Consider the following 21252-nt stretch of genomic DNA (forward strand, 5'->3'; position numbering starts at 1 on the left):
AACAGGTCAAACAGCAACAGGAAGCTGTATGATGAAACGTACATTATTTTTAGGCATCTTATATCCTGCGTTGGCATTCTCATACACTCCCGGTTTTATGACACCCGAAGTGGAATGCCTCAATGACAATACGATTCCTTTCATAAACACAAAAATTCCAGCCAAAAAATCGTTGACGACGCATACATAAAATGCAAGTCGGAATTGGATGCCTGGTCAAAATCTCGTGAAATGCTTCCTAAAGAAATCAGAGAAAGCTAATATAAAGAATTTCATGATTTCTATATAAGAATGATCGAGAAAAGACGGGCATACGAAGCTAAGAAATAGTGTAAATTGCTCAAAAAGCATAAGGAAGTTTTACAGTTAATGAGCAGGCTATTGCTAAGCTGACTAATTTATTGAAATATATTTCAATTTTTAATTGTTAGTCCATGTAAAATACATATTTATTTAAGCTATCTGAGTATCACTACACTGTTTTTTATAGCTTATATGTTAATTTTGAGGAGTGGTTTGATTTGGTAAGGGGGTTATCTATTTGTGCAAAGGACGGGCTAATCATATAGCTAAAATAATGAACCCGATGAAAAATTAAAAGCAATAAAAAACTGATAATAATATTAATCCAGAAAGATTTGGTTAGCTTATTGAGGTGCGTGCGTTCTATACCTGTTTTTCCTGTTTCTTATATTGATGAAAAAACCGATTAGTGAAGCTAAGCCTCTTGTTACGTAGGAAACAAGATAAAGCACAAAAATAATTTTAATTGTGCCAGGGCTGAAACTGACTCGTCAAAGTCTTACGAAATGTCCATCATATTACCTTCATTCACGCTTAATTGGCGGTTTACCGCCTCCACGCTATTTCTGCTCAGATCATTTGACTGACGGACTCCTCCGCTGCTCAAGAAGCTCTGTATGCTGAGCCGCAGAAAATGCATCACCTTTCATCTGTCCCCTCTGGCAGCCTACCGTCGAGCTCATACATCAGCGCGTGAGAGAGTACTGGTCGAAGGTGTTCGAGTTTCGTTAGCGGAGGGAAATCGAGTTGTGGTTGCATCTTACCTGGGGTCAGACTCAGGGGCTACCTGAAGGTGTGGGGCTGACTTAATCGCAACCTGCTAAAAGGCGTCCCTTTGAGAGATTCTGCCCGCGCCCTGCCCTGATGCAATTGGAAATTTTCTCCCGGCAGTGGCATTGCATGTTACGCACCAGATGGCCGGAAATGCTGTTGAAAATAACTTCTTAACCGAAAAAATAATTTCGAATGTTAATTCATAAAAGGGATGTCCACACTGATTACAGACATGTATTCGATTTGAACGATCGAAATATCGCGTTATGGACTGAAGCATTTAACGATGCCATGGGGGAACCCGCGTGGCATCTTCAGGTCGACGATGCTTACGGCCCACTTTTCGTACCGATCAATACGGTGGTGCATCTGAAGGAAAAGTTTGGCTTCGTCTATGACGCGGGTGTAGCGGCCGCGCATAACAGCGGCCAAAAGAATACAGACTGCTCAGCCTCGGCCGTTTTAGAGGGCACCATCTGGTCAGCAGAGCCCGGCAACTATTACTGCATGTCCAGAAACTGGGCGGGAAATAACAGGCTGACGATTGAGGTTAGCCGCACGTCTGATATAGCTGGTAGCTCCGCCACAAGGAAAGGAGCTTTATTAAATCGATGTATATCACATCCGATCTTAAGCTAGTCACTGATGCCTGGACGAAGCGTCTTTTCAGTCAGATTCATACGGGGACACCCATTGAAGAGGAGTAGAGCTGTCAGCTGGCACCGGATTGTACGGTGCTTCAGAACCATGAAGGAGAATGCTGACTATGAATGTGTGCTGCGAAGAGCATGCACACATTCATTACGTTGAGCCCTTTATTAACGCGACCTAATTTACTATGCCCGGTAAGCCTCTGGAGTGTTTATGAAGAATTTGCATAGTAAAATCAACTTACTGGATTCAGAGAGAGATACGGACATACAAACCGTAGAACGTCGAGAGCGTTCTGTAAAGCGTGCGGAGCGCAATCTGGTCCAGGCTGAGTGACCGCTGTATGAACTTTATATTCAGAGAGACATACTGGTGATTAAGTCTTGGGGAGATAAACCTAACTGGCAGGCCATTTATTATATATCGGCCCCAACACCTATAAAGAAGAACGTCAGAAAGGGAATTTATGCTGAGCGAAGAAAAAACCCGGAAACATATCACGGTACTGAATGGAAGGATCGTACTCACTCGGCTGCTTTCAACGGTTATGCCATGAACGAATAATGCCACCAACGTTATCTGTCCCAAAATGCGGATCTTATCACCCAAGATGAAAACAGGGGATTCAGTAACAGTCAAAGTGAGGCGTGTAAGATCAATTTATCCCCCGCCTTAAGCAATTTTCCAAAAGTCATTATCGTGGAGCTTGAGATAAGATAATTAACCTCGGATATAAGATAAATCTCATTTACTTGGAAGTGGCGGCACACGGAGAACGCTTGAGTATAAACAAATTAAAACAAAGTTTATTAACAAAAGAAACAAATTGTTTCGTACTAAAAGTTACATCAGAAAATACATAGAGTTAAAAACATGAATAAGTTTCATCTGTTACATGTTTTTTGTGGTGACTATCCTAAGTGTAAAAGATTGCTTTTTTCTAATGTTTAATATCGAATTGCCGCCATTAAATTTAATTTTAATTAAAGTTTAACAATTTAAAGTGTTGGTTTTAAGGGTTTTTTTGCAAAATTGACAAAAGATTACACTTTGATTAACAAATTGAAATATAAATTAAGTTGATAAGATTGTCGGGCGATAGCTATAAGATAGTTCACAGACATAAGCGTGACGGCAGTGATAAATCACGGTTAGTGTTTAACATTACTAATGTTGAAGCATTTTCAGTGTCGAAATACTCCAAACCAGATAGCCAGAATTTAAAGGCGTATTGAATAAACGAACGACTTTTTTCAAAAATTTTTTATTGATCATTTTATCACCACGGAAATGTAAAGCGTTTAGGCAGGCACTCTATAAGAGCGTCTTAATTTCTCATCTTTACGCATCAAAGGTGTTTATATGATCAAAAAACTTATTGCAGAAAAGGGTACTCTGATTTTTATTGAGGCCCATAATCCGCTCTCCGCATTAATTGCGTCTAAAGCAGAACAAACTAATTCAGAAGGCCGTATTGTCAAATTTGACGGTATATGGTCAAGCTCGTTAACGGACTCAGCATCTCGCGGTATTCCCGATAACGAAACACTGGCATTAAGCAGCAGGTTAGAAAATATTGCTGATATCCGAAATGTGACAGACATGCCCATCATCATGGATGCTGATACGGGGGGAAAACCAGAACATTTTAGTTATTACGTAAAAAGAATGATTAACAACGGTGTAAATGGCGTCATCATCGAAGATAAAACAGGATTAAAGAAAAATTCTTTGTTCGGCACTGAAGTAGAACAGACTCTCGCAGATATTAATGATTTTTCAGAGAAGATTAAAAGAGGAAAATCTGCAGTTTATATTGATGATTTTATGATCATAGCCAGACTTGAAAGTCTTATTGCAGGGTTCGACGTAGAACATGCACTCGAACGTGCCGACGCATACGTCGAAGCCGGGGCAGACGGAATTATGATTCATAGTTGTAAGAAGACTCCGGATGAGGTTTTCTTATTCAGTACGAAATTTCGGAAAAAATATCCATCAGTACCATTAATTTGTGTTCCTACTACTTATTCTGCAACCAGCAACAGAGAACTCAGTGAAGCGGGTTTTAACGTGATCATTTATGCAAACCATATGCTCAGGGCTGCTTATAAAGCAATGGAAAATGTTTCAAAAGAAATATTGAGATATGGCAGGACGGCAGAGATAGAAAAATCTTGCATGAGTGTAAAGGAAATTATTTCACTGATTCCTTAAAGAGAATGACCATGAAAAAAAAAGAGATGATAATAGGTGCCTATATATCGTATGGAACAGGACATCATCCTGCTTCATGGCGCGAAAGTGGCGTAAATGCAGCGGCAGCGCTTGATATTGATACGTATGCCAATCTTGCAAGAGTATGTGAGAAAGGATTAGCTGATTTACTTTTTCTTGCAGATACGCCTTCTGTATTTCAGGACAATATGGACGGTTATGGCAGCAGGGTATCTGTACTGGAGCCATTATCATTATTATCGTATTTAGCATCTCAAACACAAAATATTGGGCTGGTTGCGACGGCTTCAACGACGTACAAACACCCTTACAACATTGCGAGGGAATTTGCTTCGCTGGATTACATTAGCAAAGGAAGGGCAGGGTGGAATCTGGTGACATCCTCAAAGTCGGATGCGGCTAAAAACTTTGGCCTTGCCGCTCATCCAGAACATTCAAAGCGTTATGATATGGCCTGGGAAGCATGGCAGGTTATCAGTGGTTTGTGGGACAGCTGGGAAGACAATGCTTTAGTAAGGAATAAAACCAGTGGACAATTCTTCGTTAAGGATAAATACCGGGAAATAAATTTTGAGGGTGAATATTTTAATGTAAAAGGCCCATTAAACATAGCTCGCCCTCCTCAGGGCTATCCCGTCATCGTCCAGGCGGGTTCCTCTGAGGAAGGAAAAGAGTTAGCTGCAAAAACAGCAGATATTGTTTTTACTGCACAAAACAATATTGAAGATGCAAAAAAATTCTATGATGATCTTAAAGGGCGAATGGAAAAATACGGAAGGTCAAAGAGTGAACTTCTTATTCTTCCCGGATTAAGCTTTTATATTGCAAGTGACGAATCTAAAGCCCGTAAAAAGCTTAATGATCTCAACGCACTGATCCCTCAATCATTTGGCTTAAGTATGTTATCAGATTTACTGGGTGGGGTTGATTTAAAAAACAATGATCCTGAAGGACCATTACCAGATTTACCGAAATCTAATGGTAATCAGAGTAGACAAAAAATTATTATCGATTTAGCTCGAAAAGAAAAACTATCTATCAAGCAACTTTATGAAAAAATAATCATTTCAAGAGGACATTATACATTTACAGGTTCCTATCAAGATTTAGCAGATGAGATGATTAAGTGGGTTGAAAATGAAGCATGTGATGGTTTCAACATTATGCCTCCTCTCATGCCTGAATCTCTTATTAATCTTTTCGATCATGTCATTCCACTTATTCAGGCAAGAGGATGGTATAAAAAATCATATTCTACTGGAACATTAAGAGAAAAACTGGGGCTTAAAAGACCTACTAATAAATTGTTTAATCAATAATGTATTGCGAGGAAATATAAAATGCTTAATAAAAATCTGATTCTTGAAGATACCACTTTACGTGATGGTGAGCAGGCGCCAGGTGTTGCATTTACACCAGAGCAAAAAGTAGAAATTTTTTATCTACTTGCAAATATGGGCGTTAAATGGATCGAAGCCGGAATACCTGCGATGAAGGGTGATGAAGTAAAGGCTCTGTCGGAAATGTTAGAGAGAAAAAATGAAATTAACATCATCGCGTGGAACCGAGGCGTGCTTGAAGACATTGAGTACAGTATCTCACTTGGATTCAAAGCGGTGCATATCGGGCTACCGACTTCAGCTATCCATTTAGAGAAAAGCGTTAAGAAAGATAAGTCCTGGCTTGTAAAGACGGCTTCAGATTTAGTTAAGTTTGCCAAAGACAAAGGGATGTTTGTTTCTATCAGCGCAGAAGATATAGGCCGAACAGATATTGGATTCTTACAGGAGTATGCACAGGTAGTTGCTGAGGCTGGAGCCGATCGTCTTCGCCTCTCTGACACGATTGGTATTCTTTCTCCTGCACAATACAAAGAAAAAGTCTCTTTGTTAAATAAGAACGTCAACATCGATTTGCAGTGCCATTGCCACAATGATTTTGGTTTTGCAGTTGCTAACACGCTGGCAGGCATTGAAGCAGGAGCACGCTACTTTCATGTCTGCGTCAATGGCATTGGTGAAAGGGCTGGAATGCCAGACCTGGCACAAGTTGCTATGGCATTGCACTTTTTCCACGGGGTTGATTTAGGGCTCGATTTAACAAAATTAATCGCGTTGAGTGAAACGGTCGCCAGGTACAGCCATCAAAAAATCAGTCCATGGCAGCCGATCGTAGGCGATAACGTTTTTGCACATGAATCGGGCATTCACGCAAATGGTATGCTCAAAGACAGCAGTACTTTTGAACCCTTCGACCCAGCTACGGTGGGAGGAGAACGACGTCTGGTCGTGGGTAAACATTCCGGTCGCGCCATTATCAAACATTTTCTCGAAGAATCAGGCGTGAAAGCTGCCGACGATAAGGCTCTTGATCGCTGTTTAGAACGCGTGAGAAGTCATGCCGTGCGCCACCCCGGTGGGATCCCTCCACATGTATTAGTTGATCTGTATACCGCGGGGTAAACAGGTATGAAAAGTAATCAGCCGATTGTTAACCAGATCATTGCGTCACACAGTGGCAGAGGTCAGGTTTCAGCAGGTGAACTGATCACGGTAGATGTTGACTACGTCTATGTTCAGGATGGAAATTCACCGACCGTGGCAAAACTGTTTCAGGATTATCATCTGTCTGAGGTGCTAAAACCCGATAAAATCGGGTTCTTCTTCGACCATTCAGTTCTGGTACCTGATAAAACCATGGCTAAACGTGTCAACGAGGCCATGGAATTTGCAAAAAAACTTGGAATAAACATCTATTCACGAGGGGAGGGAATTAGTCACGTCATTGCCCTGGAGAGTAAAATATTTAAACCCGGCAATATAGTGCTGGGCGCAGATTCCCATACTTGTACAGGGGGGGCCGTACAGTCTTTAGCGCTGGGAATGGGGGCTTCGGATATTCTGGTTGCTATGTTAACAGGACAAACGTGGTTGAAAGTCCCTCAAACAGTCCATTTGTGTATTAAGGGTAAAACGGGAAAAGATGTGCGGGCAAAAGATGTCATGTTGGCACTTTTAAATAAGTACGGACAAACACCATTTCTTTATAAATCGATCGAAGTTTCAGGGGAATGGGCAGAAGAGCTAACGCTTGACGAAGCTGCAAGTTTTGCAAGTATGGCTGTTGAGTTAGGAGCCAAATGCATATTTATGCCAGATGGGCAAGGCAGGCCTGAGGGGCTATTGAAGGCGGATGCCTCAGTGGCAGACAGTGTCATCAATTTTTCTGTATCAGAATTAATGCCCCATATCGCACCACCTCACAGTCCTTTGTATGCTAAACCTGCAAATGACTTTGAGGGTCTGAAATTTGATTATATTTTCATTGGAAGCTGTACTAACAGCAGACTTGAAGATATCAAAGAGGTGGCCGAAATTGTTGCTGGTAAAACAATACATCCCGATATTCACTGCCTTCTGACGCCAGGATCGAAAAGTGTTTATCTAAAAGCTCTCCAGGCGGGATATATCGATACGCTTATCCGCTCGGGCATTATTGTCACCCCACCGGGTTGTGGAGCTTGTGTGGGTACCCAAGGAACCATTCCTGCGGATGGGGAGAAAGTATTAAGTACGATGAACCGCAATTTTAAGGGAAGAATGGGGAATGCTGAGGCAGACATCTTTTTATGTTCTCCACGAACTGCAGCGATGGTTGCATTGAACGGCACTGTTCCACATTTTGAGGGAGAGTCCGCATATGAGTAAAACTGCTGAAAATTATCGCGTCAGACGCGTGGAAGGGAACATCTCGACCGACGATATTATACCTGCGCGCTATAAACATATGTATACCGAGCCGGCCCAGCTGGCACCGCATCTTTTTGAGAGCCGTTTTCCCGGATTTAGGGAAACGCTCAGTATCAATGATGTGCTTGTATGTGATCAAATATTCGGTATAGGGAGTTCGCGGGAGCAGGCAGTAACAACTCTGCTGGCATGTGGTGTTAAATATGTATTTTCCCCTTCTTTCGGGAGGATTTTTTTTAGGAACTCTTGGAATTTGGGTTTACATGCGATTGAGGTCGATACGAGTGAACTTGCAGATTTAAGTGAAATTAAAATAGAACTGACTGGAGGGGTAATTTATACAGAAAATAATCAAATAAATTTTTTCCCTCCCAGCTCGCAGATGACGGCAATTGTCAGTGCAGGTGGCATAATACCCTACACCATAAATAAAATTATGGAAAAAAAAGGTGATATTTTAAGAGGTTATAGCAATGAAAAGTGAAAAGTTTGATGGTTTGGCTGATAACTATGATAAATATCGTCCCCGTTATCCTGCAATCCTTTTCAAGGAAATCCATGACTGGATGCAGCCGTCTGCCAAAAATATATACGATATTGGCGCAGGCACAGGTATTGCTATTGAAGGTATGACACGTGTCACTGGAAAACACTATGATTTCACGGCGATAGATATTTCTGAAGATATGATAAAAAAAGGAAGGGAAAAACTGCCTGGTACGACTTGGGTTAAAGGAAAAGCGGAAGATATTCTTTCTGATAAAAGCCGTATTGACGTCATTATGGCGGCACAGTCCTTCCAATGGATGGATAGAGCTAAAACATTAGAAGTTTCGATAAAATCTTTAAATAAGGGCGGGGTTTTTGCAGTTTTGCAAAACAATCGAGATTACAGAAATAATGAAATGCTTAACAAATATGAAGGTTTGCTAGAGAAATTTAGTCCAGGTTACAGCAGACATTATCGCGACTATGACTATGAAAATGAAATCACCAATGTTTTTAAATTGCCTATTGCTAACTTTAAGAAAGTCGTCACAGGGTGGACTATGGAAATGATTTCAGAAGATTTTTTTGGATTCATTTCTTCCTCAACCCAGGTACAAAGAGCTATTGAGAACGATCGTAATGGATTCTGGAAGGAGATTGAAATCTTGATTGACGAACACTCAGTTGGTGGAAAAATTAGCATAGATTATATAAGTGAGTTATTTATAGCTAAGAAGCGTGATGATTCATAGCATGACGATTCAGGACATCAGCATTGAACAAGCTTCGTATGAAGATGCGAAGCTGTTAAGAAAGGCTTTAGAAAAAGTTTACGAACCTTATACACTGAATTTCTCACCTACCGCTTTGCAGTTTACTGAAAATATCATTGCTCAGGAATCCTCGAAGTGGCTAGTCGCGAAATACAAGTCAGACATTGTGGGGGCAGTGAGATATGAACTTTATGATATTTATCTGGACTTCCATTTTCTCTGCGTCACACCACCATTCAGAAAAATGGGAGTAGGGAATGAATTATTTCATAAACTGAAGAAAATAGCGTATGAAAAAAGAAAGGATTTTATGAAGATAGTTTTGCGAGATTCGCTAAGCTATAACCGACGCTATTTTGAAAGTAAAGGATTTTACTTTTATCATAAATACCAGACAAATATGCATAGTGTATTTATTTTAAAATTAAACGGTGAAAAGCCATGAATAAAAAAGCATTGGTTATTGGGTTGAAAAGTAATATGGAAAGAGTCATCAAAGGGCTCAATGAGATAGAATTTATTATTATTGACGGAGGAACACTGGATAACGAAAGTATAGATTATATCATTAATCTTTCAGATGATTTAATGCATAAAAAATCATTCAGTTATGTTATAGCCAGTTCTGAGGATTTTATCGCTTTGGCTGGGTTATTGCGTAATCGTTATTCACTTTATGGTGAAAAATATTATAAAAGTACAATTGCAACCAATAAATTCCTGATGCGTAATTTTTGCTCAGGTTTTTTATCCTGTCCAAAGTTCTGGCTATCAGGTGAGATCATCAATTCAGAGAATCTTTTACTGTCATCCCAGAAAGATTACATCGTAAAACCTCTTACAGGTAGTTCTGCAAAACATGTCGAAACAGTCACACAGGAAGACTTAAACCAATATCTTAATGAAAATAACAAATTGATGTTAATTGAAGAAAAGGTTTTAATGAGAGATGAATATCATCTTGATTGTATAATCAAAGACGGTAATATCCTCTTTTCAACACTGTCAATTTACGACAGGCCTATACTCGAGGCAAAAAGTAAAAACAGAGCCAGTATCAACTTACCCGATGGCACACGGCTTCATGAAGATGCCTTAATACTTGCCACGAATTTGCAAAGTCATTTTGAAATGACTAATGGCGTTTTTCATATTGAAATGTATCATACTCAGGATGGATTTATACTCGGTGAGTTTGGTATCCGCCCTCCCGGAGCGGGTGTGACCGATATGTATTATATGTATAGAGGCGTCGATTTCTGGGAGGCATTTATTTATTCTCAGATTGATAAAGAATTTATTTTACCCCTAAATCATAAGTCCGATAAATATTGTGCTGCTATTGGGATATGTTCTTCTTTCCCGGTCGATGATATCAGAAGTACGTCAAAAGTATCCGTGGATAAATATGTAAATTTGCGTGAGAATGCTGCTAAACCCGCAGTTCCCAGTTCAACGTCTTTTAATCATATGATTTATGTTTCTTCATCATCCTTAGAAGAAATAAGGAATTTTTTGCATGATATTTCTGACAGACAAGAGTAAGATTCGATATGTTAAAATATGAAACCAAAAAAAACGCTTTCTTCCAGATATACAATTTTCTTTCATGCTCGGCTGAAGGGATTCAGACGGTTATATTTTTGTGGCTTATATATCATGAAACTCATAGTCCGATGCTTGTCAGTCTGACTATAGTTTCTTCATATCTTCCATCAGCCGTATTAGGATTCTTTTTCCTCAAAAAAGCTGATGCGAGCAGTCCTGGAAAACAGTTATTTATCAGTAATGTTTCTCTTAGTGCCATATCGCTAATTGTCTATTTTATTTTAATGAGAAATGAGGGTTTTGAACTAATCACGCTCAGTATCTTTTATTTGGCACAGGCCGTATTATCTGTTGTCAAAATGTTTAATAAGACATCCCAAAATCGCATTATCAGAACAGCATTCAGTAATAGTGATGCAATAAAAGCACTTCAGCTTGCCTCCTCTGGCATGCAGGCCGCTCAGGTTTTTGGCGCGGCCATAGGAGGATGGGCTATCAGTACGGGTTACTACATGCAAGCGCTCATGCTGACCTGCTGCATCTACCTTTTGAATATTTATATTTCGACACTTTTTGAGAAAGGGAATCCTGATAATAAAGACGCTGAGGTTATTGTGCAGATTCACTCTGTCACTAAGAAAAATGAATCCTTTACATATCTTTTTCGCAGTAAGGACTTTTTGTTACCCTTGATTTTTACTGTTCCATCAAGTGGAGCTTTACAATTTTTAAACACATCCCTTCCTTCATTATCTTCTCTATATGGTAATAGCGAGAAAATTTATCCAGTGCTGAATATGACTCTACAATGTGCTGTCATTATCTCGGGGATAGCAGCAGCACTCAATATGCTTTCTCTAAAGTCTTCATTACGGTTTTCTCTGTGTATTTCTGGCATCTGTCTGATTTTGATGTGTTTATCAACGAGAAATTATTATGCCGTATACTTTTTTTTATTTCTCACTTCTTTTTTTGTTTCATGGCATATGATTTCTATTAAGGTACTCACGAATCAAATGCCTGATATAGAAAATATTGGTAAATTCACAATGATGAGAAACTCAGTCGCTTCTGGTGTGAAAATTGTCTTTTCTATTTCGTCTGGTGCTTTTTTGACTTTTTACAGCATAACTACAACTTATCTAATACTTGCGATACTGCTTATTTTTTTCAATGTATTATGGGTTTATCAGAGTCGCAGTTTTAACTATGAGGATTTAGGTGATGTTAAATTTCAAAAGTGATTTTTCTGAATTTATTACTGGTTTTTATCTTAAACAGTTTACTCATTTAAATACGCAGGAAAGAGAACATGTGCTTGAAACGCTTGGCGTCACACCCAGCGCAATCAATGAGTTTATAACATCAGAAGATATTTATATTACCTTACCTCATGCAAGTATGAATGTTTTTTTTCCAAGAGCGGGGGTCTCACGTTATGTCTACGATCTACAAAATAGTAACAAAAACGCGTTCCATTTAAGGTTTTTCTTGACCCATACCAACTTTAGCGATCTGAACTGGCGCCCTTATGCATGGTGGTTTAATAACGGCGGGAAAATAGATAAACTTACCTTTTTCACACGAAATAAAAAAAAGAAACATAATATCGTTTACTCGCTAAAACCAAATGAAATGCACTCTGCCTCTGTAGATCGACGTCTGCGTCATGACTTTGATACAAGTATGAAGTTTAAACGTATTTCTCTTAGCTTCATCTATATGACAGCCGTTCAAGAGGTCAATAGCGGTTTTGCACATAAAGGCCGTACCCTTTATCTCCCACTTGACGCATTTGTAGCTTTTATTATTCATCAGGCAAAAAACGATGTTATATCTTTTAATTTTTTAGAAGCTTTTTTAAGCCAGGCACAATGCAGAAGACTGAATGGCGAAGAATTGAGTTTTACCAGTGAATGGCGCGATGCATTTATCTTTGATAATTTTACAAACATTGCGCTGTTAAATTTTTTTCAGCCTGCAGCATTTGTGGGAGGCGAAAAAATGGATAACTACTGGCATCAGGTGATTGAAAAATGGAAAATGGCATTACCAAATCAATCTGAAGTTGAGTTTGCGTTACCCACTAATCTGGTCATGCCTGCCGTTCAAGAGTATATTTACCCTTATAAACCATCAAGCGATATAGCAGAACAGCTTATTAAAAATAACATCCCATACAGTCTTACCATGGCTATTCAGGAACATGATCTTTTTTCAAAGAAAGAATAATAAAACATAAACTAGAAATAACCTCTCATTTTGAAAAGGCGACATGGTTACCGGGTTGAAGGTTGTATATAAGAACCAGTTTAAAATATTTTAAAGTTACATGTCATTGCTCATTTAACATCATGCGATAACACCTCAACACTCATTGGAGCTCTATTATGCTAGATAAAAGTGCTTTTCGCCACGCAATGTCGCATCTTCCTACTGCAGTCACTATTGTAACATCAAGCGGCTCCTGCGGGGCTGCAGCATGTACAGTTTCATCCGTGTGTTCTGTCACCGACGACCCACCCACTTTACTCGTATGTATAAATCGTGCCTCCAATAACAATAGTGTTATAAGAAATAATGGCTCTTTGTGTGTCAGCATTCTTTCAGGAGAGCAAAGCAACATTGCAATGCAATGTGCTAATCATCAGGTTTCAGTTGAGGAGCGCTTAGCATTATTCGACGCAGACGTTCTGGTCACGGGGTCTCCTGCTGTAGTTGATTCCGTTTGCTGTTTAGATTGTCGTGTAGATAATATTGTGGAATCAGGAACCCACTCTGTCTTCTTTTGTCAGGTTCTTTCTTCTAAAGCTTTTGTGGGGAAAGATGCGCTGGTTTATTATTGCCGGAATTATCATCGTGTATCATAAGGCACTATGCCTAAAATGCTGTAATACTGTCTTTATTTCGTGGCATAAATATTCTGAGAAAAAACAGGCCGCATCATATTCATCAGATATAATCACCAGGTGTTAATATTCTTGTTTCTACATTAAAATAGAGTTGTAAGGTGTGTTTTTTTTAGGTGTTTAAATTATACCTTCCGTGTAAATATTAATTTTTTATTTGATTTTCACTTTCATTTAAATTCTGAATTTTTGCTTCCTTTTTCCTGAACCCATTATACCTGAATCCCAATTTAAATCAGATTCGGGAACCAGGTCAGGAAGTCAGGAAGGCCGTCAGCAGGAATCAGGGGATCTTCATCAACTATGTGTCCGTAATTAAGACGAAGGTTAAGCTGAGTTTTTACGTAATGCACTATAATTTTTGCAGAAGCCGTCTAATCATAATTCAGTAACATAAGAGGATTAGTCATCCTGATGTAATGCATAGGTACGATTCCTTAATAAAAAGGGAACCTTCCCAGAGGAAAATTATTTTTTTGAAGTGAGAATCAGGCACAAAATGCCAGATGAGTAAAACAGGTGTATGGGAGTGTGATGTGAAGTAGAAAAGGACCGGTGCTCTATTTTAAAGGTTAAACGGATTTGTTACCGCCCGATAGCGTCATCTCTCAGGTAATGATGACATTTGGATGTGGTTACCCCAAGGCGTTTCTCTCAATTCACTGGAACATAGGCAGTTGTTATGATGACAACAGCTAGCATTGATATCGTATTTTTTGATAAAACTAATGCCGATTTGTGGTCATTCTGGTCGTCTTGATGTAGTATTAATTCAGGTTTGGCTTACATATTAGACACTTGTTAGTAAAGGCGATTCCAGCCAAAGGACATGTATTGACGGCTTGCCGTCAGGCTCACAGTGCATGTATTATTATATTTAAGATATCGAAACTACATACTTATTTAGTGCGAGTTAGAAATTTAAATCTGGCATTTAGTTACTCTTTATAACCATTTTAGCTATTGAGTTAGTATTTTATAAACGTTCATTTTTCTATGGATGAAATTAAAGTAGCATAACTAAAGGTGTAAAATGATGAAAAGTTTAATTATTACGTCGCATTTTAATAGTGATTTATCCTCTATGGCATGCGATGAGTTTGGATTAAAAAGATCACTAATTTTCTATACTCCAAAAATAAATGAACTTAGCTTAGGTTTAAAATATGAGTACTACGATAAGATAGATTCTTACTCTGTAAGATTAATGGAGCTTGGGAATGAAATTGATTTTATATGGAGCACTTCCGGTTCTGAAATCAACTCGTTCGCTGAATTAAAAGCTGTTGAGTTGGCAGGATTAAGAAACATCTATCTAGGCATGAATGAAAATGCTTTTTCTACAGCTGCTTATAAAAGCATCACGCAAGAGTTAATGGCATTTTTGGGTGTTAGTATTCCCAAAGGGCTTCAATGTAACACAAAAAAAGAAATACATGATTTCCTTGAATATAATGGTGGAACTATAGTCTGTAAAGCTAACAATGGAGCAGGTGGTGTAAATCAATTTTATTGCCAAAGATTTGATGACATATATAAACTCCCTCATGAGGTAACTGATTGGTATGTAGAACAGTTTCTGAAAGGACTTGAGTTTTCTGTAAACGCTTATATGCTAAATGGGTTTTATATAGCCTCCCCGATAATGTTTAAAGGCGAAACTGATATTCATAGCGGGCACGCAATGGACAAATTCAGGTATATTAGCAAGCTAAAAAATAAAAGCTTAAATGAAAAAATAAATGCCATATTAAGTAAAATTAGTAATACCAATATCTTTAATGGATGGATAGAGGTTGAGTTTATAAAAACACATCAGGATTTGGTAGTTATAGAAATTAATGCGAGGTATAATGGAACAATCAGAGCTACTGGATATGCTTGTAATGAAAATTTATATCAATTGGATTTGGAAAGTAAAATTTATAATAAATTTTCTTCACAATTAAATCATGAAAACGAAGTCATTGAGATGCCAATTCATTTGAAACTTGAAACAGGTTTAAAAGAATTTGGTTTCGTCCAAAAAATGAAATCTCGAAAAACCAACACAGGAAGGGCCACAATATGGGGTGAAGATCAATGTGAACTATTAGAGAGGATCAAAAATACTGAATTAGAAATATACTCAGAAAGAATTATTCATGGCATAAATGAGAGTAAGGAGTTATTCGAAAAATATATTTAAATTTACATGTATTTGTAATATGCAGTTTTAAAATAGAAAACTATAAGTTTATTGGGGAAATAAAATAATTAACTGTATTATTTTGAGGTTGTCAAAAAAATTAGAATTAATTGATAAGTATGATGATTAATTATTATAGTAAACAGAGTGGGGTAGTAATTGATTAATTTAAAGATGGTTGCCCTCCCTGGTGTGGAATTAATTTTTTCAAAAAATGATCTATATTATTGGTTAGCTATGGTGAGACTATACGTGGTATTATATTTATTTAACTCGTAGGCAATGTTTTTGAAGGTCTGTAGATATTTAGATGTTCTGAGTTAATGGGAGTTTCGATGTTCAGAGGGGAGTTGTAATCTGCCTCAATGTTACTTCGCATTGATAAATATCATGTGTCTACGAATTGATGCCAATAATTGTTCATTTTGCCTCCCACAAATGCAGTTGGTATAAAAAGAGTTTAAAAGAACAATGTTTGTGATGTTATCAAAATTAAATGCTTCTTGCCATTAATAAGTTAGACTTAGCTCTTAACCATCAATTCTTCTGCAGCAAGCACTTTTTAAAAATTCATTTAAGATTTAATAATAGATAGTATCATATTTAGCTGTCAGCATCACGTCAAAGCGGACCATTCAACTTTAGAGATCTTTCGGCATAATAATTATTTTACCGGAGGAGATTGTCATGCGCAAAGCCCGATTCATCGAACACCAGATCTTTGCCGTTCTGAAGTCCGTGAAAGATGTCTGCCGCGAAGTCGGAATTTCAGAGGCCTGTGATATCAAAAACATGAAAGACCTCGAAAATGTAAACCGCCGGCTAAAACCGATGTTTGCGGACCTGAGTCTCGAGTGTCGGCATTGAAAGACGTTATTTAAAATAAATGTTAAAACCAGCGATAAAGCGTCAGGTAGTCAGCTGTCTGACCGCGCAGTTTGCTATGAGATGACGTCATGCCTGCAGGATATTTTCGCTGAGCAGGACGGTATTTCGATATCAGCCGGATACGCGACGTGATGAGCCGGCCATTATGGCACTGACCGTGACGGCTGAACGCTATCCGCGATAAGGCTTTAAAAGCTTTTTCAGGTGCTGCGCATGCAGGGCAATAGCTGGAACCATAAGCGCGTTTACCGGATTTATTGCCTGCTGAACCTGAATTTTCGCCATAAGGGAAAACAGCGCTTTGCCGGTGAGTAATCCAGGCTCGCTGCCTACGCCAGAGGCAATGAACCAGAGCGGGTCCATCTATTTTATGCACGATGCGCTGGTATGCGGAAGACGCTTCCGGACCTAAAATGGGTTGGGTGATTTTAACAGCGAAGTACTGGCGTTCGAATTGACCTGAATATCACAGCCCAACGTGTCATCAGGGGACTGGACAGGATAGTGGCGAACCGCGGATATCCGCTGAGGGTGCGGATATGGTTAATTGCCTGGAGCGGGTCTCGCTGAGCTGGCACAATGGGCAGAAGAGCATGGTGTGATGCCAGAGTTTATCAGGCCTGGCAAGCTAACGCATAATGCCTTTGTCGAGCGATTCTGCGGGACGTACTGGACAGAAATACTGGGTTTTTATCTGTTCAGAACCCTGAATGAAGCACAGGAAATTCTAGAGCGCTGGCTGATGGAATATAAAAGCGAGCGCCCTCATGAATCCCTGAATAACCTGACGCCGGAAGAATACCGGCTGATAACTGAAAACCCGGAAATCTCAAAAAGTGCGTGGAACTAAAAAGGTGTACTTACAAGGGAGGAAGCCCGTAGCGATTTTTTTGATTACATCGAAATGTTCTATAACAGTAAGCGTCGGCATGGTTCGAGCGATCAGATGTCACCGACAGAATATGAAAACCAGTATTATCAACGGCTCAGAAGTGTCTGGATTATCCGTGGCGATTCATAGTGGTAAACTTGTTAAAAAAACTTTAAAAGAATATTAAAGTGAATCTTATTAATTTCTCTATGCTTGTGCTTATTATAGTCACTTCTTATCTCTTGAGAGATTTTTTTTAATTTTTAGATGTTATATTCAAACCCAGAAAAATAATCAGTTAAAATAAAAAACCTCTCCACATCAACTTTATACTCGCCTTCACTAAATATGACTTTCATTATATAAGTAGAGTCATCAAATTTATAAAGAGTGAAGTCCTATGGATTAATTGCAACTTTTACTGCACTCATTATAAATCCTCACCTGTCTAAAGCCATTTAGCTATGTAATCTTTACTTTTAACCATACCCTCTTTATTAACTACTGCTTCGAGATCACTTTGGGGTAATTTTACTCTACGTATCCATTATTCGTCAGCACTGTAGTAGTCAACTAAAACTGGCAACCGCATAAGCATTTATCTCTGGCAGCTGAAACATTGGCTGGTTGTTGAGACAACAATAATAATGCCGTTAAAGCGAAATAACTCCAACCTAAATTCCCCCCTTCGGCTCAATGCCCCTTACCTTAAGCTCTTTCCGCAGTACCCGCTTTATCCACGTCGCCAGGTTGACGTCACCATCCTCACACGCCTGTTCTTCGAGCTGCGTCCGAAACTCGTGAGAAAGTCGGATTTGGTACTGATTTGTTTTGGTCTTTTCCTTAGAGATTGTCATCCCATCATCCTTGTTATGAGAGAGGTACACACTTCAATGACTGGGCATGATGCAACAAAAAGAGTGAAGCCCGGTCATGCTGAAATCGAACCGAGTTGCTGACCACACCGTAAAGATGAACCATGCGCCATAACGTGTAAATGATTAAGGTTGCCATGACGAACAGCGGAAATCTGACATGGATGACAAAAATGGGAATCTCTTTCCAAAAACATGCTGTCTGTTCATCACGATGATAAAATCCGTCAGGTGCACAACCCTGTGCACCTGTCCTCTCACGTCACCCGCTTCTGGCTTCGCAGCAGCGCCAGGCCGCTCAGCACCGACATCGCCATCAGGTAATAGCCGGGAGCCAGGCTGGTGCCGGTGGCGGTGATCAACAGCGTGCAGATGAGCGGCGCAAATCCGCCAAATACCGTCACCGCCACGTTATAGCTGATCGCCATGCCGCTGGCGCGCGTGCCCATAGGAAACAGATCGGCCATGACCGAGGGTACCGTGGAGAAGTAAATCGACTTGAGCAACGCCATCCAGCAGACCAGCACGATCAGCGTGGTGGGCGTGGTGTGATTCACCACCAGCTTAAAGGCAGGGTAGATGGTGACAATCAGTAAAATCAGCGATCCCCACATCAGCGGAACCCGGCCCACGCGCTCTGCCCACAGGCCCATAATCGGCGTCACCACGGTCAGGATCACCCCCGCCAGCAAGGTGGCGGTAAAGGCCACAGAGCCGGGCAGGTGGAGATTGCGGGTGGCGTAGGTCGGCACATAGTTGAGCATGTAGTTAACCGCCGTAGAGATCACCATCAGGCCAATCGCCAGCAGCATCAGCTCTTTCTGACGACCAAACAGGCGCTTAAGCGGGGCGACTTCAGGCTGCCGGGTGGCGAAGCTGGCAGGTTCATGTACGTGGCGGCGAATATAGATCCCCAGCGGGCCGATCAGCAGACCAAAGGCAAAAGGAATACGCCAGCCCCAGTCCTGGATCTCGCTTTCCGTCAGGATTTTCGTTAATCCCAGACCAAACGCGGAGGCCATCAGGGTACTTGCACCTTGTGTGGCGAACTGCCAACTGGCGATAAAGGCTTTGCGCTCGGGAAAATGCTCGACCAGAAACGCCGTCGAGCTACCAAATTCGCCACCGGCAGAGAAGCCTTGTATCAGACGCGCCAGCAGAATCAACAAGGGCGCAGCCAGGCCAATGTGTTCGTAGCCCGGCATAAACGTAATGATGGCACCGCCCAGCATCATCAGATTGATGGAGAGCAGTAGCGCTTTTTTACGCCCGTGGCGATCGGCATAGTTACCCAACACAATCGCGCCCAGCGGACGGATCAGGAAAGAGACACCGAAACTGCCGAAGGTCAGCAGCATAGAAACGGACGGATCGCTGGTCGGGAAAAACGCATGGGCAATATAGCTGGCAAAAAAGCCGTAAACCGCAATATCAAACCACTCCAGCGCGTTACCGATGCAAGTGGCGAAAAGGGTTTTATGCAGGCTGGGTTTATTCGCGTGCAGCGGTGCAGCGGTGTTGAGCGTGCTCATGCGACACCTCCGGCATGTTGACGATGCTTCGCCACCAGTTCGCGGCCTTGCTCGCCTAAGTCCCATAACAGTCGGGTCATGATTTGCAGACCTTCACGCGCAATCGACTTCAGCATATGTTCGTTCACGCCGTGTTGGCCGCAGGCGGGATAGGAGTGCGGCACCCACAATGTGGGCAGGCCGAGGATGTCAGAAAACACCTCGTTGGGCAGCGAACCACCCAGGTTGGGCAGCAGAGCCGGTTTCTTACCGCTGGTTTCGGCGATGCTGGCCAGCACCCAGTCGACCAGCGGATCGGTGGGATCAAGGCGGGTTGCCGGCGATCCGCGCAGGAACTCGACCTTCACATAGCCAAAGCCGTGCTGCGTCAGATGTTCGCTGACGTGCTGCGCCAGCTTTTCCCAGTCGGTGCCCACCACAAAGCGCAGCTGACAGACGGCCGTTGCCTCACCCGGAATGGCGTTCATCGGGCGCGCAGGATTGCCGGTCAGGAAGGCCAGCACTTCCAGAGTGTTCCAGCCGTACAGGCGTTCCGTTGGCGTTAATGCGGGTTCGCCCCAGTTCGGATCGATCTCGGGATCGCCCGGCATCCCGCCCACGTTGATCTGGCTGAGAATGTCACGTACCTGCGGGGTCAGCGAGTTGGGCTTCAGTGCTTCCACCTGAAGTACGCCCTGTGCGTTAACCAGCGCGGCAATGGCGTTGGCCAGCTGCGTGCCGGGATTGCTCAGCAAACCGCCCCAGTTGCCAGAGTGATAGGCGTTGTCACGGGCCGTCACCGTCAGGCGGAAATTCACGGCACCGCGCGATCCCAGAAACAGGGTAGGTTGCACCGCATTCAGGCGCGGGCCATCCGAGGCGATAAACAGATCGGCTTTCAGCAGATCGCCGTGCTGCCGGCACAGCTGCGCCAGGCCGGGTGAGCTGATCTCTTCGCCCATCTCAAACAGCAGCTTACAGTTGAAGCCCAGACGTCCGCCGCGTGCGAGAAACACCTGTTCCAGCGCGGCCAGATTTACGCAGTGCTGACCTTTGTTATCTGCGCTGCCACGGGCGTACCAGCGATCGCCCTCTTCAACAAGCTGCCAGGGCATTAATCCTTCACGCCAGTTTTCATCATCGCCGAACACCACATCGCCATGGCCGTAACTCAGCAGCGTAGGGAGCGCAGGATCTTCGATGCGCACCGCCACCAGAAAAGGACGATGGGCCGCTTCGGCGTTTTCGATGAAGTGGAGGGTGAAACCCAACACACTTAGCTGTGGGCCGATTTCGTCGTGTAAATAGTGGTGTAATTCACTGTCGCGATCCTGGCGCTGGCTCTCGGTTCGCTGCGAAACGCGGCGCGCCAGAACCCGCTGAAATTCCCCACTGTCGAACCAGGCGGTGGCCTGGTCTACCGCTTGTTGGGCTGTCATGTTTGCTCGTCTTTTATTCGTATTATGGTTTTCCCATCATTTCCGA

At 41.6% G+C, this 21252-nt stretch carries 15 protein-coding genes and 2 pseudogenes; 15 read left to right on the plus strand and 2 right to left on the minus strand.

Annotated features, from left to right (window positions below; all coding sequences use genetic code 11):
* Positions 1–28 precede the first annotated feature (28 nt).
* The 15 genes and pseudogenes from QLG08_RS12730 to QLG08_RS12800 all read left to right on the plus strand — a co-directional run.
* A complete protein-coding gene (locus tag QLG08_RS12730) occupies positions 29–190 on the plus strand; it encodes a hypothetical protein (RefSeq protein ID WP_282472962.1) in 162 nt (53 codons plus the stop codon).
* A 2900-nt stretch (positions 191–3090) separates the two neighbouring features.
* The gene (aepX, locus tag QLG08_RS12735; RefSeq protein WP_013027161.1) at positions 3091–3945 is read left to right on the plus strand and encodes a phosphoenolpyruvate mutase; all 855 of its coding nucleotides are present in this window, start codon (positions 3091–3093) and stop codon (positions 3943–3945) included.
* An 11-nt stretch (positions 3946–3956) separates the two neighbouring features.
* Positions 3957–5285, plus strand: coding sequence for an LLM class flavin-dependent oxidoreductase (locus tag QLG08_RS12740; RefSeq protein ID WP_014605074.1), 1329 nt, complete (start codon positions 3957–3959; stop codon positions 5283–5285).
* A gap of 21 nt (positions 5286–5306) precedes the next feature.
* Positions 5307–6428: a hypothetical protein gene (locus QLG08_RS12745; RefSeq protein WP_013027159.1), complete on the plus strand. Its 1122-nt coding sequence runs from the start codon at positions 5307–5309 to the stop codon at positions 6426–6428.
* 6 nt (positions 6429–6434) lie between these two features.
* Positions 6435–7673 (plus strand): aconitase/3-isopropylmalate dehydratase large subunit family protein, encoded by a 1239-nt coding sequence (locus QLG08_RS12750; protein WP_014605075.1) that lies wholly within the window; start codon positions 6435–6437, stop codon positions 7671–7673.
* A complete protein-coding gene (locus tag QLG08_RS12755; protein WP_014605076.1) occupies positions 7666–8199 on the plus strand; it encodes a hypothetical protein in 534 nt (177 codons plus the stop codon). The genes QLG08_RS12750 and QLG08_RS12755 overlap by 8 nt, the downstream gene beginning before the upstream one ends.
* A complete protein-coding gene (locus QLG08_RS12760) occupies positions 8189–8956 on the plus strand; it encodes a class I SAM-dependent methyltransferase (protein WP_013027156.1) in 768 nt (255 codons plus the stop codon). Before QLG08_RS12755 ends, QLG08_RS12760 begins: the two co-directional genes overlap by 11 nt.
* Position 8957: 1 nt before the next feature.
* Positions 8958–9422: a GNAT family N-acetyltransferase gene (locus tag QLG08_RS12765; RefSeq protein ID WP_158279691.1), complete on the plus strand. Its 465-nt coding sequence runs from the start codon at positions 8958–8960 to the stop codon at positions 9420–9422.
* Positions 9419–10522, plus strand: a complete 1104-nt coding sequence (locus tag QLG08_RS12770) for a hypothetical protein (RefSeq protein WP_282472963.1) — start codon at positions 9419–9421, stop codon at positions 10520–10522. Before QLG08_RS12765 ends, QLG08_RS12770 begins: the two co-directional genes overlap by 4 nt.
* A gap of 8 nt (positions 10523–10530) precedes the next feature.
* Positions 10531–11769 (plus strand): MFS transporter, encoded by a 1239-nt coding sequence (locus tag QLG08_RS12775; RefSeq protein ID WP_028715789.1) that lies wholly within the window; start codon positions 10531–10533, stop codon positions 11767–11769.
* Positions 11750–12757 carry a hypothetical protein gene (locus QLG08_RS12780; protein ID WP_014605079.1) on the plus strand — a complete coding sequence of 336 codons (1008 nt, stop codon included), beginning with the start codon at positions 11750–11752 and terminating at the stop codon, positions 12755–12757. The genes QLG08_RS12775 and QLG08_RS12780 overlap by 20 nt, the downstream gene beginning before the upstream one ends.
* A gap of 158 nt (positions 12758–12915) precedes the next feature.
* Positions 12916–13395, plus strand: a complete 480-nt coding sequence (locus QLG08_RS12785) for a flavin reductase (RefSeq protein ID WP_013027151.1) — start codon at positions 12916–12918, stop codon at positions 13393–13395.
* 1072 nt (positions 13396–14467) lie between these two features.
* The gene (locus QLG08_RS12790) at positions 14468–15622 is read left to right on the plus strand and encodes an ATP-grasp domain-containing protein (RefSeq protein WP_013027150.1); all 1155 of its coding nucleotides are present in this window, start codon (positions 14468–14470) and stop codon (positions 15620–15622) included.
* Between the two features lie 687 nt (positions 15623–16309).
* Positions 16310–17360 (plus strand): annotated as a pseudogene (locus QLG08_RS12795) (integrase core domain-containing protein).
* A 12-nt stretch (positions 17361–17372) separates the two neighbouring features.
* Positions 17373–17531 (plus strand): annotated as a pseudogene (locus QLG08_RS12800) (IS3 family transposase); the annotation flags it as partial.
* Between the two features lie 982 nt (positions 17532–18513).
* Here QLG08_RS12800 and QLG08_RS12805 read toward each other — a convergent pair.
* On the minus strand, positions 18514–19788 hold the full coding sequence (locus tag QLG08_RS12805; protein WP_024471011.1) for an MFS transporter: 1275 nt from the start codon (positions 19786–19788) through the stop codon (positions 18514–18516).
* The gene (locus QLG08_RS12810) at positions 19785–21206 is read right to left on the minus strand and encodes a M20 family metallopeptidase (protein ID WP_282472964.1); all 1422 of its coding nucleotides are present in this window, start codon (positions 21204–21206) and stop codon (positions 19785–19787) included. The genes QLG08_RS12805 and QLG08_RS12810 overlap by 4 nt, the downstream gene beginning before the upstream one ends.
* Between the last annotated feature and the right edge of the window lie 46 nt (positions 21207–21252).

The sequence above is a fragment of the Pantoea sp. V106_11 genome, assembly GCF_029967885.1.
In the GTDB taxonomy this organism is placed as follows: domain Bacteria; phylum Pseudomonadota; class Gammaproteobacteria; order Enterobacterales; family Enterobacteriaceae; genus Pantoea; species Pantoea ananatis.